Origin of the sequence: Psychrobacter cibarius, assembly GCF_904845955.1 — a bacterium.
Classification (GTDB): Bacteria; Pseudomonadota; Gammaproteobacteria; order Pseudomonadales; family Moraxellaceae; genus Psychrobacter; species Psychrobacter cibarius_B.
The window spans coordinates 192,568-208,340 of sequence record NZ_CAJGYX010000005.1 but is presented as its reverse complement, the minus strand read 5'-3'; the positions used below and the strand labels follow the sequence as shown (position 1 = coordinate 208,340).

Annotated in this window: 14 protein-coding genes; 10 read left to right on the top strand and 4 right to left on the bottom strand. The window is 44.8% G+C overall.

Features of this window, described 5'->3' with window-relative positions:
- Positions 1 to 230: 230 nt before the first annotated feature.
- From JMV76_RS11260 to JMV76_RS11240, 5 genes are all read left to right on the top strand, one after another.
- Positions 231 to 692 carry a c-type cytochrome gene (locus JMV76_RS11260; RefSeq protein ID WP_201502749.1) on the top strand — a complete coding sequence of 154 codons (462 nt, stop codon included), beginning with the start codon at positions 231 to 233 and terminating at the stop codon, positions 690 to 692.
- Positions 693 to 910: 218 nt separating this feature from the next.
- Positions 911 to 1,939, top strand: coding sequence for an AAA family ATPase (locus JMV76_RS11255; RefSeq protein WP_265090302.1), 1,029 nt, complete (start codon positions 911 to 913; stop codon positions 1,937 to 1,939).
- A 147-nt stretch (positions 1,940 to 2,086) separates the two neighbouring features.
- A complete protein-coding gene (locus JMV76_RS11250; RefSeq protein WP_201502748.1) occupies positions 2,087 to 3,148 on the top strand; it encodes a DUF58 domain-containing protein in 1,062 nt (353 codons plus the stop codon).
- Complete coding sequence (locus JMV76_RS11245) at positions 3,145 to 5,409, top strand: transglutaminase family protein (RefSeq protein ID WP_201502747.1); 2,265 nt, start codon at positions 3,145 to 3,147, stop codon at positions 5,407 to 5,409. The genes JMV76_RS11250 and JMV76_RS11245 overlap by 4 nt, the downstream gene beginning before the upstream one ends.
- Positions 5,410 to 5,476: 67 nt before the next feature.
- Positions 5,477 to 5,755, top strand: coding sequence for a DUF4031 domain-containing protein (locus JMV76_RS11240; protein ID WP_045453287.1), 279 nt, complete (start codon positions 5,477 to 5,479; stop codon positions 5,753 to 5,755).
- A 230-nt stretch (positions 5,756 to 5,985) separates the two neighbouring features.
- Here JMV76_RS11240 and JMV76_RS11235 read toward each other — a convergent pair whose 3' ends face one another.
- Positions 5,986 to 6,504 carry a DUF302 domain-containing protein gene (locus JMV76_RS11235; RefSeq protein ID WP_045453285.1) on the bottom strand — a complete coding sequence of 173 codons (519 nt, stop codon included), beginning with the start codon at positions 6,502 to 6,504 and terminating at the stop codon, positions 5,986 to 5,988.
- Positions 6,505 to 6,677: 173 nt separating this feature from the next.
- Complete coding sequence (locus tag JMV76_RS11230; protein WP_201502746.1) at positions 6,678 to 7,571, bottom strand: LysR family transcriptional regulator; 894 nt, start codon at positions 7,569 to 7,571, stop codon at positions 6,678 to 6,680.
- Between the two features lie 191 nt (positions 7,572 to 7,762).
- Here JMV76_RS11230 and JMV76_RS11225 point away from each other — a divergent pair, with 191 nt between their 5' ends.
- Positions 7,763 to 8,887, top strand: a complete 1,125-nt coding sequence (locus JMV76_RS11225) for an S-(hydroxymethyl)glutathione dehydrogenase/class III alcohol dehydrogenase (protein WP_201502745.1) — start codon at positions 7,763 to 7,765, stop codon at positions 8,885 to 8,887.
- A gap of 54 nt (positions 8,888 to 8,941) precedes the next feature.
- On the opposite strand, the gene JMV76_RS11220 is transcribed toward JMV76_RS11225, so the two are convergent.
- Positions 8,942 to 9,688: a haloacid dehalogenase type II gene (locus JMV76_RS11220; protein ID WP_201502744.1), complete on the bottom strand. Its 747-nt coding sequence runs from the start codon at positions 9,686 to 9,688 to the stop codon at positions 8,942 to 8,944.
- A 44-nt stretch (positions 9,689 to 9,732) separates the two neighbouring features.
- A complete protein-coding gene (locus JMV76_RS11215; protein ID WP_201502743.1) occupies positions 9,733 to 10,401 on the bottom strand; it encodes a DsbA family oxidoreductase in 669 nt (222 codons plus the stop codon).
- A gap of 312 nt (positions 10,402 to 10,713) precedes the next feature.
- Here JMV76_RS11215 and nfsB point away from each other — a divergent pair, with 312 nt between their 5' ends.
- The 4 genes from nfsB (at position 10,714) to JMV76_RS11195 (ending at position 15,756) form a co-directional block, all read left to right on the top strand.
- Complete coding sequence (gene nfsB / locus JMV76_RS11210; RefSeq protein WP_201502742.1) at positions 10,714 to 11,370, top strand: oxygen-insensitive NAD(P)H nitroreductase; 657 nt, start codon at positions 10,714 to 10,716, stop codon at positions 11,368 to 11,370.
- A 299-nt stretch (positions 11,371 to 11,669) separates the two neighbouring features.
- On the top strand, positions 11,670 to 12,317 hold the full coding sequence (locus JMV76_RS11205) for a 2Fe-2S iron-sulfur cluster-binding protein (RefSeq protein ID WP_201502741.1): 648 nt from the start codon (positions 11,670 to 11,672) through the stop codon (positions 12,315 to 12,317).
- Complete coding sequence (locus JMV76_RS11200) at positions 12,314 to 13,306, top strand: FAD binding domain-containing protein (RefSeq protein WP_201502740.1); 993 nt, start codon at positions 12,314 to 12,316, stop codon at positions 13,304 to 13,306. Before JMV76_RS11205 ends, JMV76_RS11200 begins: the two co-directional genes overlap by 4 nt.
- 2 nt (positions 13,307 to 13,308) lie before the next feature.
- Positions 13,309 to 15,756, top strand: coding sequence for a xanthine dehydrogenase family protein molybdopterin-binding subunit (locus JMV76_RS11195; protein WP_201502739.1), 2,448 nt, complete (start codon positions 13,309 to 13,311; stop codon positions 15,754 to 15,756).
- Positions 15,757 to 15,773: the final 17 nt, after the last annotated feature.

Sequence of the window (15,773 nt, the reverse complement as noted above, 5' to 3'; positions counted from 1 at the left end):
CACGGCTTAATAGTGCATAAATTCTTTATCGTCATACATTACAAAAGCCTTACTCAAACTGTCCTATAAGCGTTGTTTATTGGCTCGATATGCCCCAATAAATAACGTTATGTTTTTACAAACAGCTATTTAGACGTGAAGAGGGTTCCACTTTGCATGTGTTTGACCCTTACCTTATTATCTATATTGTTCACCTATAGCTGACATTCCTTAACCAAAGATTGCCGAAAATGCCCATCATTAATAAATATCAAATAAGCAGTATATTTGCTGCTGTTTTATTGCTCAGCGCTTGCGGAGAAAGTACGCCACCGGATCATCGTGCTGCTGTGACATTGCCGATCTATACGGAAGGTGATGCTGATAACGGCGCGATCATTTATCAAGACGCTTGTGGTCAATGTCATCAGCTGAATGCGGGGCTCAACAAAAAAGGTCCGCAGCTGATGAATATATACGGTGCGCCCGCCGCTGAGCTGGAAGATTACACCTATAGTAACGGGCTAAAAACATCAGGTTGGGTATGGGATGCGCAAACGCTCGACCCTTATATTGCAGATGCAGAAAAAGCCATGCTAGACTCAAAAATGCTATCAAACCCGATGCCCGATGCGCAAGAACGCGCAGATGTCATCGCTTATCTGTCAACGCTTCGTGCCGCGCCGATAACTGAAGATGACTCAAAGCAATAGCCAATCTATGGCGTGTCCTCAAGCTAAACGAAAGCGACTAAATGGGCTAAAGATGGTTAAATTTTGCCAAATCATGTCAAACAATTGGTTAATATCTTGATGGTATCTGTGCTATTTTCCTTGTTTGGCTGCCATTTATCTCATTTTTATCACCACTTTCAAAATAAGAACACGCCCTAGAAACACTAATCCCATAAGAAATGAGCCAATAATTGACTATGACCCACGCAGCTATCGATAGAGCCATTATAACACCACATCCATCAGCAGCAGAGGTGATTCATAAGCCGACCTTTAGCGCTGCCGATTATCATCACAATCAGCAAAAAATTGCCCAACTTATGGCGCAGTTAAATCATATTGTGTTAGATAAGCCGCAAGTGGTTAAGCTTGCGCTGAGTGGTATTTTGGCAGGTGGACATCTGTTACTGCAAGATCTGCCGGGTATGGGCAAGACGACATTGGCGCAAGGCTTGGCGCAATTATTAGGCTTGAGCTTTAGCCGTGTACAGTTCACCAATGATATGCTGCCAGCAGATATTTTGGGGATGAGCATTTATGATCAAAAGAAACAGCAATTTGAGTTTCGAGCAGGTCCTATTTTTACTCAGCTTTTGCTCGCTGATGAGATTAATCGCTCTAGCCCTAAGACGCAAAGCGCGTTACTAGAAGCGATGGAAGAACGACAAGTCACCCAAGATGGGCAAACCTATCCTTTGCCGCAGCCGTTTTTTGTTATTGCAACCCAAAATCCTCTACAGCAAGCAGGTGTCTATCCGCTTCCTGAATCGCAGCTAGATAGATTCTTACTATGCTTGTCGCTTGGTTATCCGTCGCCTACCGCAGAGCGTGAGCTATTAAAAGGTCAGGATCGCCGCGAGCTACTAAAAAATTTAGATGCGCTGCTTGATACTGAGGCGGTGTTGTTAGCACAGCAAGGTGTTAAACACGTTTATGTCGCGGATGTGGTCTTGGATTATCTGCAGCGATTGGTCGCAAAGACACGAGCAAGCTCCGAGTATCATGGCTTATCACCGCGTGGAGTATTGTCGCTACAGCGTGCCGCGCAGGCTTATGCGTATGTATCGGGGCATATGGAAGTGACACCTGAGGACATCCAAGCGGTGTTTGCCGCGGTCACAGATCCTCGTCTCGGTCAGCGCTTTGTCCCAGCGCATGTGACTGGTGGGCAGGCGACACAGACCATCGCACAACGTATATTGGCAGAAGTGGCTGTTGTTAGTTAAATGATGGTTATTTAAATAGTTGTTACTTCAATCACTATTATCTGAGTATTTATTTTTTAGCTGCTTGTTGTTTCATAGTGTATTTGTTTTAAAACTATCACCAATTGTGAATGAGAGTATCAATTTTATGGTAAGGATAGGGTAGTCATGAGCTTTTTGCCAAAAGCCTTAACCGTACCAGCCACTTCAGCATTAAGCCGTTGGTTTGCCTCGCGTGCGCCTAAAAGCGATAGCGCCACTCTCAATTTGCGTAACGTCTATATCTTTTTTAGCCGTGAAGGGGTGCTATATGCAGTGTTATTAATCATCACCTTTATCGCTGGCATTAACTATGGCAATAACTTGGTATTAGGTTTATGTTTTTATTTGGTCAGCGTCTGGCTTATCAGCTTTCATGTAACCTTTGCGCACATTTCAGGTCTGCAAGTACGTTTGCTTGAAGTGACTATGGCAGAAGCGGGCGCGCCTGTTTGGGTGACTTTGCAGTTGCGTAGTGAGAGCCGTCAACCAAGACGACAGTTGTTATTTAGCTTTGAGCAGACTGATGACAAGGCTAGTAGCAAGCCTAATAATAAAACAGATAAAAAAGCCCATAAAAAAATCAAACATAGCGCTGATAATAAACAGTCGATACTTGTGACACGACTGCAAGGCGAGCAAATTATTCGCTTGCCAGTACTGACGCAGAATCGTGGGCAGTTTGAATTACCACGCTTAAAAATAAAAACGGTTTATCCGTTAGGTATCATGAGGGCGTGGTCCTATGTTTATTTTGCCCGTACTGCTTGGGTCTATCCAAAACCTGAAGTGTTTGATTGGCAAGCGCAGTATGCCGTTGCCAGTCAGGAGGATTTGCCAACAGGTGGGCAATATCGGCAAGGTCAAGATGATTTTGAGCGGCTAGATAACTACGTTGAAGGCGAGTCGCTGGCACGGGTATCGTGGGGACATGTAGCACGTGGTCAAGGCATGTTGACCAAGCACTTTGCTGATCCAGTCGGTCATGAGCAAACGTTAGATTATGCGGATATGCCAGCAGCACATCATGAGCAAAAACTGGCACAACTGGCGTATGGGGCGATGAAATTAGGTGAGCTGGGCGTGACATTTCATATGCGCTTACCCAATGATACCCATTCTACTGCACCAATGGGTGAAGGCGATGGCTTTGCACAAACTTGCTTGTTAAGATTGGCGAAAGTGCCATGACCAATTTTAAAAATCACTCTTCAAATGAGACAGAGATAAACTCCGTAAGTTTTGAGCAGTTGGCACTGGGTCAAAACGTCACTGATCGTGCTCTACAGGATAGCGCTGCAAAATGGACTCGTAAGCTATTCGCCTTGCCTGCTTATTATTGGGTACTAATTGCTCAAATTACCGTTATTTTACCTCATGCGGCGCATCTGCCGTTTTGGTTGATAGGTTTTGCGGTGGTCAGCATCACCGCACAGCTACCGTCTATAAAAGCTAAGTTCAAAAAAATAGCGCATTTAAGACGTGTCTATCAAGGCATGCAAATGCTCGGCTTCTTATTGGGGCTGGCAGGTCTATGGCTGACTTACAATACAGCGTTTGGACTGGATATGGGCGTGGCGTTTTTAGTGCTCTGTCTCATCAGCAAGCTGTGGGAGATGTATAAACGGCGTGATGCTTATGTGGTCCTAAATTTATCACTATTTGTTCTTGCCGCGCTGTTTTTGATGGATCAAGGCCTTGTTACGACTTTAGAAGTGATTGTTGGTGCAATTATCATTTTATTGGCATTTATTGCGCTTAACGATGATGGCAATACTCACGGTGATGGTCGCTTGCGTACTTTGGGTGTGCTGGGTATCGGGGCATTGCCATTATTAGTCGTGCTATTTTTGTTCTTCCCGCGCTTGCCACCACTATGGTCAGTACAGCTATCAGGTCAGCAAGCAACCACTGGCGTGTCCGACAGTATGTCACCCGGTGATTTTGCCAATTTAGGACAATCGACTGAGCTGGCGTTTCGGGTAGAGTTTGCAGAGAATCGCCCGCCGCAACAGCAGTTATATTGGCGTGGTTTGGTGTTTAGCGACTTTGACGGTATTACATGGCGTCCTAGCCCTCAGCAACGACAATGGCGACCTGCACCGCAAATGCCATCTTGGATTGAGCATGCCTTTGCAACTGTTCCCGACTCAGTAAAAGTTGCGCCTACCAGCTATGAAATTATCCTAGAGCCGACGCAGCAAAACTGGCTATTTGGACTTGATTATCCTTTTGCCCAGCGCCAAGATGTCAGTATTACTTCAAACTTTACCTTATTAAAAGATCAGCCCGTCACTCAGCAGTTACGTTATGAAGTATTGCAATTTGCACCGATGCGTATTGATCCGATACTCTCTGATGAGTTGCGGCGTCTGAATCTTGCCTTGCCAGCCGACGGAAATCCGCAAGCAAGAGCACTGGCACAGCAGCTATTTGCGCAATCAGACTCAGACCCAGTGCGCTATATGGCGGCTATTGAACGCTGGATTAATCAAACAGAATTTCGTTATACGTTATCACCGCCACGGCTGAATAATAACCGTATTGACGAGTTTTTATTTGACACCAAAGCGGGGTTTTGTGAGCATTATTCTTCCAGTTTTACCTTTATGCTGCGCGCCGCTGGCATACCCGCGCGCGTCGTCGCCGGCTATCAAGGTGGTGAGCTGAGTCGCGGTGGTAATGTATGGGAGGTGCGGCAAAAGGATGCGCACGCTTGGACGGAGGTTTGGCTTGAGGGTCAAGGCTGGGTACGTGTCGATCCGACTGCTTTTGTCGCGCCTGAGCGTGTCGAGCAAGGGATGGATGCGCTGACGCAGGCACAAGGAGCGGCAATGTTCGGCAATGGCGCTAGCGCACAAATCAGCTATCAGCAATATCAAATGCTACAAACCTTACGCCGTCTCTCAGATCAAGCAAGCTATTATTGGCAAAAAGACGTCGTCGGTTACGATCAGGACAAACAAGCTGACTCGCTACTCAAATGGTTTAATATCCGCTCAGTGATGCAGCAAATTATTTGGTTGGCAGTGAGTGCTATTACCGTCATGGCTATTTTGGTCTTTATCATTTGGCAACGCCGCCGCAAGCGTTGGCATCCAGCAGACCTGCCGCTTGCACAGCTATCAAAACGTATTGGCAAAGTGGATAAATCACTTGCTCGTGATGAAAGTGAAGGTCAGTTGGCTTGGCTTGAGCGCTTGGCAATAGCGGTTGATGAGCGAGAAATTGATTCAAGTACTGATACCAATGCTAAAAGTAATAATAAGAGCAGTAAAGTTAGTAAGCTCACAGATAGCGGTCACTCAGATATTGTCCAAGCAAAAATTATGCAGATGAGGCAGGACTATCGTCAGCTCCGTTATGGGCGTCTAAGCACACTTGGAACCAATCATAGTGAATATCAAGCCGTACTCAAACAGCTAAAGAAAGATGCGAGTGAATTGTTCTAATGGCTGCTCTGTGAAAGCGTTGTTTAGCACATGATAAAAGGTAAAGGATAATAAAGGAGGCGGTTCTATGGCGATATATGTGGATTTTATGCAGATAGAATTTAAAGGCTATAAGTGGTGCCACATGCTGGCAGATACCCTGCAAGAGCTGCATGATTTTGCCGCACTAATTGAAGTGGATAAGCGCTTATTCCATCGCAACGCCAGCTATCCGCACTATGACGTCACGGTACAAATGCGAGAAATAGCGATTGAATATGGGGCTATTCCTGCTGGTCGAAAAAAGATTATCGAATGTGCAAAGAAGTTAAAAGTAGAGTTGCATGATCTAAACAGCGCTATATGAGCAAGTAGCAATATCTGAAGATTGCTAATACGTTAATCTTTTAAAGGCAAATAGAAGGTGGGAGTGCTTTTGCATCCCACCTTTTTATATCTTTAGATTTTCACCCAACGCTTATACCTTCTCAAAAAATTAGAGTAGCAAGGAAAACGAGTGCAAGTACTACATCTAGTAGGCTAGGCGAGCGGAACAAGCAAAACTGACGCAGCTAATCATATTTTTTGGGTTTGGTATTACTTTGCAACTGCTGCTTTACTAACATCATCAAGGGCTTTTGCGATATTCGCTAATTGGGTATCACAACCTTTTATATTATGGCGGTCTTTTAGATATGCAGGATTGTTGTACGACAACCAAACTTTTTTATCGGCATCTTCACTGATAAGGATTTTTTGCGGCAAGTCGATAGCGACGCTTTGCTCGCAATTCATCAATGGCGTACCCGCTTTCGGATTACCAAACATAATCACTTGCGTCGGTCTTAATGTTAAGTTGACACCTTGGGCGTTCTTTTGATGATCGACGCGTGCAAATACTTTCATGCCTTTGCTTTCAATAATCGCTGCCAACTTATCCGCAGTATCTTGAACGGAATGATTACTTTGCAGCGTAACCAAGCCTTTTTCGGCATTGATAGCAGTCATCGTCTTTGGCGTTGATGGCATCTTATCTGGCGCGTTTAAAATATTTTCAACACTGGCGCAGGAGGATACGGCCAATGCTAGGGCAGCGATAGAGAGAATCTTAAGCATGAAAAGTCCTTTTATTGTCATTGTTTATTCAGCGAATGATGGCTGACAACATCGAATATTTAGTGTGAACCATAATATTCCTTGTGCTTAGTAGCATTGTGCGTAATAAACCGCGCATAGTAAAGTCTTGCATTGCAACAGACCTTAAAGAATGCCTAAGCCAAAACGCATAGCTAAACCAAATGCTCTGCTAGATAATCGACGAGCAGTCTAATCTTTGGCGATAAATGACGGTTGTGTGGATAGATGGCCCAGATACTTTCTTCAGGCTCTCGATAGTTATTCAGTAAGCTGACCAGCTCACCTGATGCTAAGTATTTTTGCACATAATAATCAGGTAGCTGGACGATACCCAGACCTTTTAACGCCGCATCTACTAGACTGTGACCGCTGTTATATTGAATACTGCCAGACACGCGCAGGTTTTTTTCTTTATCAGCGTTTTTTTTAGCATCTATTTTGCCATCTTCTATAAAGTGCCAATAGTCACGCGTGCCAAGTAAGCAGTTATGCTGACTCAGATCGCTTAAAGAATGTGGTATGCCGTATTTTTCGAGATAAGCAGGCGCGGCACAGACGAAATTGGTACGACGGCTAAGCTTTTTTGCCATCATCGTCGAATCACTTAATTTTCCGATACGAATCGCCAAATCATAACCGCCATCAATGAGGTCGATTTTTTGATTGCTCAAAAACGCCGTCACTTCGATATCGCGATATTGCACCATGAAATCATTGACCAGTGGCAATAATTGCTGCTCGCCATAAGTGACAGGAGCGGTCAGTTTAATCCTACCTTGCGGCTTTGATTGTAAATTGCTTACTGCTTGCTCAGCGGCATCCAAGCCATCGAGTACCCCGCGGCAATGTTGATAAAACACGCGACCTTCTTCAGTCAGCGATACCTTACGCGTCGTGCGATACAGCAGTTTAAGATTCAGTCGCTTCTCTAACGCGCTTATCTGCCGACTGACTTGCGCGGTAGAAATGCCCAATTCTTTTGCCGCCCGCGTAAAGCTTTCGTAATCTGCTACATAAACAAATTCGCTAATACCATCCCAGCGCATGATTATTACCACTGTGTAAAAGATATTTGCAAATATAGCACATTGTTATCGCTATAGAAAAAACTATAATAGTCAGTATAAAGCTTTACAGACTGCTACAACTGCCGCTTGCCTCCATTCAACAAGCAAGATAAGCTGAATAGAGGTCTGCGCTTAATAACCCATAAAATGAATTAAAAAGAGAGATAACGATGTCAGATAAATTTATTAAATCAAAAGCCGCCATTGCTTGGGGTCCAAATGAGCCACTATCTATCGAAGAAGTGGATGTGATGCTGCCCCGTAAAGGCGAAGTATTGGTAAAAATCGTGGCAAGCGGCGTCTGTCATACTGATGCATTTACTTTATCTGGTGAAGACCCAGAAGGCGTGTTCCCAGCAATTTTGGGTCATGAAGGTGGCGGTATCGTTGAGCAAATCGGCGAAGGCGTCACCAGTGTGCAAGTTGGCGACCATGTCATTCCTTTATACACAGCAGAATGTGGCGAATGTAAAATGTGCCTATCAGGCAAAACCAACCTGTGCTCAGCAGTACGTGAGACTCAAGGTAAAGGCTTAATGCCAGATGGCACCACGCGTTTTTATAAAGACGGTGAGCCAATTTATCATTATATGGGCTGCTCAACCTTCTCTGAATATACCGTGTTGCCTGAGATTTCTTTAGCGAAAGTGAACAAAGAAGCACCACTAGAAGAAGTCTGCTTGCTTGGTTGCGGTGTCACCACGGGTATGGGTGCAGTGATGAATACGGCCAAGGTAGAAGAGGGTGCGACGGTCGCAATCTTCGGTCTCGGCGGTATTGGTCTATCAGCGGTCATCGGTGCGGCAATGGCAAAAGCCAGTCGTATCATTGCTATTGATATCAATGAGAGCAAATTTGAGCTGGCTAAAAAGCTTGGCGCGACTGACTGTATTAACCCAAAAGACTACGACAAGCCAATCCAAGAAGTCATCGTTGAATTGACTGATGGCGGCGTTGATTATTCATTTGAGTGTATCGGTAATGTCGATGTCATGCGTTCGGCGCTTGAGTGCTGCCATAAAGGGTGGGGCGAGTCGGTCATCATCGGTGTCGCTGGTGCTGGACAAGAAATCTCGACTCGCCCATTCCAGTTAGTGACTGGTCGCGTCTGGCGCGGTTCAGCATTTGGCGGCGTAAAAGGTCGCAGTGAATTACCAGGTTATGTTGAGCGTTATTTGGCTGGTGAGATTCCACTACAAGATTTCATTACCCATACCATGCCATTAGAGGATATCAACGAAGCGTTTGATTTGATGCATAAAGGCGAGAGTATCCGTACGGTTATTCATTTTTAAAAATCATTATTAATAATAGTGATTATAGATTTAGCCTCATAAAGTAGCAGTATGTTAAACCAAAAATGCCGTCCTTATATAGGGCGGCATTTTTTGGCATTGGCAATTATTTTTAGTGGAAAAAATTATTTGTTCGGCAAGCGTGGTTAGATCTGCTGCTACAAAGTCTGGCGCTGGAACGTTTGGCGCTGATAATAAAGCATTGTGCGGTCGCGTGAGAAACGCCCCTTGGCAGCCAGCCGCTTGCGCGCCGATTGTATCCCAAAGATGACAAGCGACAAGGCACAAATCCGATACGTCAACAGACAATGCATGAGCGACCATTTGATAAGTCTCAGGCGCAGGCTTGAATTTGCCGACAGCCTCAACACTAAAGGGCTGTTCGAAAAAATGGCTGATGCCGGCTTTTTCAAGCGGGGTCGGGGAAGCGCTATTTGCTGAGTTGGTCAACGTTACCAGTCGAAACTCTGCCTCACGCAGCTTGGTTAATGCTGGTACTACATCAGGGTGAGCAGGCATTTTGCTCATACGCTCTTTTAATTCGTCGATATCGCTATCTATCAGCCTAACGTTATGAATATCAGCGGTCATCTGTAAGGCGCTGACGCCAAGCTCGTCAAAAGGCGTATAAAGTCCTGATAACGTCATGGTTTGTGAATATAGCAGCAATTGCGCAAACCATTCTCTTAGTAGTATCTTATTGCCAAATAGGCGAGCAAATAATGGCTCAAGAGTGGTAATGTCGAGTAGCGTCTCATTGACATCAAACACGATAATAGGGAGAGATGTATCAGAAGACATAAGGGATCCTTTTATGAATAGCAAACGAAATCTTGCCAAAAAACCTAGTCTGGCATGTCAGCCAACTGCTGCAAGATATTCTTGAAATTTTCCACGCCTTGCGCACCGCTAACCAGATGGCGCTTATTAAGAATTACCGCTGGCACGCTTTGAATGCCTTGTTGTTGCCAATGTTGCTCTTCTGCGCGCACCTCTTTAGCGAACCTTTGGTCTGCTAATACGGCTAGTGCCTCATCACGATCTAGTCCAATCTCTGCTGCGATATCAGCAAGCACAGCATTGTCAGAAATATTGCGACCATTGGTAAAATGAGCGATGAATAACGCCTGCTTTAAGTCATGCATGCGACCTTGCTGATCTGCCCAGTGCAATAATTGATGCAAATTGAACGTGTTGTGCATACGTGTGTCATCGTTAAAGTTAAACGTAAAGCCAACCTCATTACCCGCTTCCATTAATCGAGCACGGCTAGCATCAGATTCTTGCTTGCTCGACCCATATTTCTCCATAATATGTTCACGCATATTTTGTCCTGCGCTTGGCATATTTGGATTAAGCTCAAACGGATGCCAGTGAATCTCGTGTTCGGTGTTGGTTTGCTTGAGGGCTTCTGCCAGCTGGCGGTAACCAATGACGCACCAAGGACAAACAACATCTGAGACGATATCGATGCGTAGTGGCTGCTCTGAGGGTAACTGCTTTGAATGTTCCATATCTATCTGCCTAATTCAGTATTTATTTTATATATAAGCTGTCTGTGGTCGACCGCCTTATAAATCAATGCTCATTATCAATGCTAAGAGAATGAGGGGACAATTACAATATCGTCTAAGTTACTGTTTAATGAGTCTCTGTCTACTAAGTATCTGCTTAAATAACTATTCAAATGGCGGCTCAAATAACTCAGCAATGTACTGACGCATAAGTGACTTAATAACAAAATAGGTGACTACTTAACCAATCTGTAACGGTCATCAAACGGGTTTTTACTTAAAGTGGCGGTACTAAAAATCTTGGAGTCATAAATGAAAAACATCACTGAAGCCATGAACTGGCGTTACAGCACCAAAGAGTTTGATGCCAATAAAAAAATATCAGCAGCAGACTTTCAAAGTTTAAAGGATATCCTGCGACTTAGCCCATCAAGCACTAATATTCAGCCTTGGCATTTTGTGATCGCTGATGATGAGGCTGGCAAGGCGCGAATTGCTAAAGGCACCACCGGAATGTTTGATTTCAACACGGCAAAGGTAGAGCAAGCCTCACACGTTATCATTTTCTGTAGTCGTATCTATGCTGATGATGAATTTTTGCATGAAGTATTGGATAAAGAAGAGGTGGATGGTCGCTTCGCAGAACCAAAATTCAAAGAGCAAATGCATCAAGTGCGCAAAATGTTTTTGGACATTCGCCGTTATGAGCAAAAAGACGAGCCACATTGGCTGGTCGAGCAAGTGTATCTAAATATGGGTGCATTATTGCTGGGTGCTGCTACTTTAGGCATTGATGCCGTACCGATGGAAGGCGCTGATCTAAAGGCACTCGATGAAGAGTTTGAGCTACGTAGCAAAGGCTACACAGCCGTTGCCGTTATCTCACTTGGTTATCGTAGTGAAGACGATTTTAATGCAGATTTGCCAAAATCTCGATTGAGTGAAGCGAGCATAATTACTAAAGCGTAATGCCCGACTGGTATTTTTAACTGACTATATTGAACTCAAATAGCGTTATAAACGGCATGTTTATAGCGCTATTTTTTTGCTAATAAAATGAGTTTTTGAGTTTCATTTATAAAATTGATAGTGAATAAGCGAGATAGAATAGTTAGAAGTAAAGTTTTCATAGATTAAAAACTACACTGTAATAACTACAAAGTAAAAACAAAACAACGTTTTTGATAAGTCATAATAAATCGATTAGCGCGACTTTTAAGAAGCGTTTAACCCTATTTTTTCTGATTATCTGCCAGCGAGAAGCCAGCATGCCTACCTTGAACTTAACCATTAATAAGCAAGATTATCAGCTCGACAATCTTGATTCACGCACGACCTTACTCGATGTCTGTCGTCAGCACCTCAAAATTACGGGGCCTAAAAAAGGCTGTGACCATGGTCAATGCGGCGCTTGTACCATACTTATCAATGGGCGTCGGGTCAATGCCTGTTTGACCTTGGCAGTTATGCACGATGGTGATGACATTACCACGATTGAAGGTATTGGCATGCCCGAATCTTTGTCAGCGTTGCAACAAGCCTTTAAAGATAATGATGCGTTTCAATGTGGTTACTGTACCCCTGGGCAAATTTGTTCAGCAACAGCGCTGATCGATGAAATTAAACAAAACTGGCCCAGTCATGTCACTACAGATTTGCAAAATCCTAATGGGTTGCTGGTTCAAGAAATCGCTGAGCGTATGAGTGGCAATATTTGCCGCTGTTCTGCTTATCCCAATATTATTAAGGCCATTTCACAAATACTAGAAAATGAAATGAATAATTCATCTAAAACTGACGCAGTACAAAAATCAGAGGTGACGGGTATTTGGTCGCCACCACCTAGTGAAGCGCAGCTAGGTAGTCAATCTATGAAGAATAAGACGGCAACTAGCAGGTTAGGAGATCGCTCATGAAACGTTTCGAGTATAGCCGTGCTACCGCGCCAGAGCAGGCAGCCCAATCTGCTAGTGTAAAAGACGCCTCATTTATCGCAGGGGGTACCAACCTTTTAGATTTGATGAAGTTAGAGATTGAAACGCCAGTTAAGCTGGTGGATATCACTCGCTTAGCATTAGCTCAAATTGAGAAGACTACAGATGGTGGCCTACGCATCGGTACGCTAGTGACCAATAGCGACTTGGCCGCGCATCCTGAGGTGATTGCCAATTACCCAGTGCTATCACGGGCGATTTTGGCAGGTGCGACGGGACAGTTGCGTAATAGAGCGACGACGGGCGGTAATCTATTACAGCGTACGCGTTGTTATTATTTTTATCAGACAGACAGCGCCTGTAATAAACGCAAGCCAGGTTCTGGTTGCCCAGCGATACGTGGCGAAAATCGTACGTTGGCAATTTTGGGTACTAGCGAGTCCTGTATTGCCCAGCATCCATCTGATATGGCCGTCGCGATGCGCTCATTAGATGCCACTGTTGAGACGTTAAAAACGGATGGTTCAACGCGTAAAATCGCGATTAAAGACTTTTATTGTTTGCCAAAAGACACGCCACATATCGAAAACATTTTAGAGTCTGGTGAGCTTATCACTCATGTTGTGTTGCCAGCGCCTGTCAGCGGTATCCACACTTATGGCAAAGTGCGTGATCGCGCGTCCTATGCTTTTGCCTTAGTGTCTTGTGCCGCGATCATAGACGTGACTGATAATGGGCGTTTGGACACAGTTCGCCTAGCATTCGGCGGTATTGGGACTGAGCCATGGCGTAACGAATCCGTTGAGGCGTTGTTAATGGGTACTGATGGCAACGAAAATATCATTAAACAAGCAGCGGACTTATTACTGAAAGAGGCTAAAGGTAGTGGTCAAAACGATTTTAAAATACCGCTGACTCGTCGTCTACTCAAACAAGTTATTCAACGCGCATTAGCGGGCAAGGGAGCATAATCATGTCATTATTGGACTCAGTATTTCCGTCAGAACCGACCAAAGGAATGATGATGAATGAGCCTGTTGAGTCGCTTTTTGATAAAACAGCGAGTAAATTGGTGGGCAAACCCATCAACCGAGTTGAGGGGTCACTCAAGGTCAGTGGTCAAGCACCTTATACGGCAGAGATTCATTTAGACAATCAAGCCTATAGTGTCTTGGTGAGTGCAACCATTGCTAAAGGGCGTGTTAAGCAAATTGATAGCAGCTCTTTAGAGGCTATTCCTGATATTATTAAAGTGGTGACCGATCCTGAGCACTTTTTACGCAATGCCCAACAGGGCGGTGCAACCAAATCACCTAAGCAAGGCGTTAGTGAAATTTTTTATCATGGTCAGCCGATTGCGGTTGTCATTGCTGAGACGTTTGAGGCGGCGACCGAAGGTGCAAAAGCTCTCAAAGTGACTTATGAGGATGAGACTGAGCAGGCGGCATTGAACTTTACGACAGAGCTGCCAAATGCTCATAACGTTAATGAAAAAAAAGGTTCGGATAAAAATTCAGAAAAGGGTAATCCAGAACAAAGCCTCGCAAATGCTGCAGTAACCCTTGACCGCTTTTATCATACGCCAAGTCAAAACAGCGCAGCGATGGAGCCTCATGCAACGCTTGCTCACTGGGAAGGTGAGAAGCTGATCATGTACTCCTCTAATCAGATGCTTGCTTCATGCAAAAAGCAAATCGTTGATGCATTGGATTTGGATGCAGATAATGTGCAATTAATCGCTCGTTATGTCGGTGGGGGTTTTGGTAGCAAGCTTGGGATTTCTCCAGAATCGATAGCCGCCGCACTAGCTGCAAAGGACTTGGGTCGTCCCGTGTTAATCACTATGACACGTCCGCAAGTAATGGAGGCAACGATTAGACGCTCAAACACGCGTCAACGCATCGCAATTGGCTGTAGTGAAGATGGTATTATCGACACCATGATTCATGAGACGGTCTCTAGTAATTTGCCAGGAGAAGCCTTTTTTGAGCCAGCAGCGCTCTCTACGCATTATCTGTATCGCGGTGATAATCGCCGAGTTAATTATCAGCAAGTAGATATGAACCAAGTATTGTCAGGCTCAATGCGTGCCCCCGGTGAAGCAGTGGGGCAGATTGCCCTTGAGTGTGCGATGGATGAATTGGCAGAGCAACTCAACCTAGACCCTGTCGAGCTGCGCCGTCGTAATGAGCCTGAGCAAGATCCTAGTAAAGGTGTCCCGTTTTCCACGCGTAAGCTCATCGCTTGTATCGATCAAGCAGCTGAACAGTTTGGCTGGAATCAACGCAATGCTAAGCCTGCCAGTCGCTTAGAAGGTGATTGGTGGATGGGTATGGGTATGGCAGCGGCAGCTCGCGGCAACAGCTTAGCGCCATCAGAAGCACGGGCGACCCTGCAAATAGATAACTCAAAAGCACTAGGCGTCAAAGCTGTGATTGAGACAGACATGACCGATATCGGTACAGGTTCTTATACCGTATTTACTCAGGTTGCTGCAGATTTATTAGGGCTACCAATAGATCATATTGAAATGAAGCTTGGTGATACCAGTTTGCCACCTGCGGTAGGCTCAGGGGGCAGTATGGGCGCTGCCAGTTCAGGCAGTAGTATTTACCTTGCTTGTCAGCAGCTACGTGAAATGATCGCAGAAAAAGTCGGTCTATACCCTGACACCATTCAGCTGGATAACGGTCAAATTAAGCAGATAGGTGAGCATGATGCTAACTTTGCAGAAACCGTTATAGAAGCAGGAAAACAAAAAGTAGCAGGTTTGGGCGATAATATCGTAGATAAAGTGGCTGATTTAAAAGACAAATTAGCTGAAATAACAGGAATCTCACTAATTGAATCGAAAGAATATGACTTTAGTAATTTCCAGACTCATTTATTAGCCGATATCGTCGCTCAATATGATGACCAAAAACTCAGTGCCAAAGGTCAAATTGCACCGGGTAAAAATGCAAAAAGTCATCGCCAAGCGTCATTTGGTGCTAATTTTGCCGAGGTCGCTGTACACCGAGTGACTGGTGAGATACGCGTTAAACGTATGACTGGTGCCTTTGCAGCAGGGCGTATCCTCAATCACAAAACCGCGACCTCGCAGTGCTACGGCGGTATGGTATTTGGTATTGGTTCTGCGTTGATGGAGCAGGTGATTCACGATAAGCGTGACGGTCGGCTATGTAATCATAATCTTGCAGAATACCATGTCCCAGTCAATGCGGATGTCCCTCAGCTTGATGTTATCTTGGTAGAAGAGGACGATCCGTATACCAATCCAATGCACATAAAAGGTATAGGTGAAACGGCGATTGCCGGTGCTGCCGCTGCTATTGCTAATGCCGTTTACAACGCCGTGGGTGTACGAGTTTATGACTTTCCTATTACCCTCGAGAAATTACTTTATGAACTACCAGAGTAGGTTCTTAGTCAAATAGA

Excerpts from the sequence above, each read along its gene's own strand:
- JMV76_RS11260 (WP_201502749.1), top strand. The coding sequence starts at position 231 with ATGCCCATCATTAATAAATATCAAATAAGCAGTATATTTGCTGCTGTT.
- JMV76_RS11255 (WP_265090302.1), top strand. The coding sequence starts at position 911 with ATGACCCACGCAGCTATCGATAGAGCCATTATAACACCACATCCATCA.
- JMV76_RS11250 (WP_201502748.1), top strand. The coding sequence starts at position 2,087 with ATGAGCTTTTTGCCAAAAGCCTTAACCGTACCAGCCACTTCAGCATTA.
- JMV76_RS11245 (WP_201502747.1), top strand. The coding sequence starts at position 3,145 with ATGACCAATTTTAAAAATCACTCTTCAAATGAGACAGAGATAAACTCC.
- JMV76_RS11240 (WP_045453287.1), top strand. The coding sequence starts at position 5,477 with ATGGCGATATATGTGGATTTTATGCAGATAGAATTTAAAGGCTATAAG.
- JMV76_RS11235 (WP_045453285.1), bottom strand. The coding sequence starts at position 6,504 with ATGCTTAAGATTCTCTCTATCGCTGCCCTAGCATTGGCCGTATCCTCC.
- JMV76_RS11230 (WP_201502746.1), bottom strand. The coding sequence starts at position 7,571 with ATGCGCTGGGATGGTATTAGCGAATTTGTTTATGTAGCAGATTACGAA.
- JMV76_RS11225 (WP_201502745.1), top strand. The coding sequence starts at position 7,763 with ATGTCAGATAAATTTATTAAATCAAAAGCCGCCATTGCTTGGGGTCCA.
- JMV76_RS11220 (WP_201502744.1), bottom strand. The coding sequence starts at position 9,688 with ATGTCTTCTGATACATCTCTCCCTATTATCGTGTTTGATGTCAATGAG.
- JMV76_RS11215 (WP_201502743.1), bottom strand. The coding sequence starts at position 10,401 with ATGGAACATTCAAAGCAGTTACCCTCAGAGCAGCCACTACGCATCGAT.
- nfsB (WP_201502742.1), top strand. The coding sequence starts at position 10,714 with ATGAAAAACATCACTGAAGCCATGAACTGGCGTTACAGCACCAAAGAG.
- JMV76_RS11205 (WP_201502741.1), top strand. The coding sequence starts at position 11,670 with ATGCCTACCTTGAACTTAACCATTAATAAGCAAGATTATCAGCTCGAC.
- JMV76_RS11200 (WP_201502740.1), top strand. The coding sequence starts at position 12,314 with ATGAAACGTTTCGAGTATAGCCGTGCTACCGCGCCAGAGCAGGCAGCC.
- JMV76_RS11195 (WP_201502739.1), top strand. The coding sequence starts at position 13,309 with ATGTCATTATTGGACTCAGTATTTCCGTCAGAACCGACCAAAGGAATG.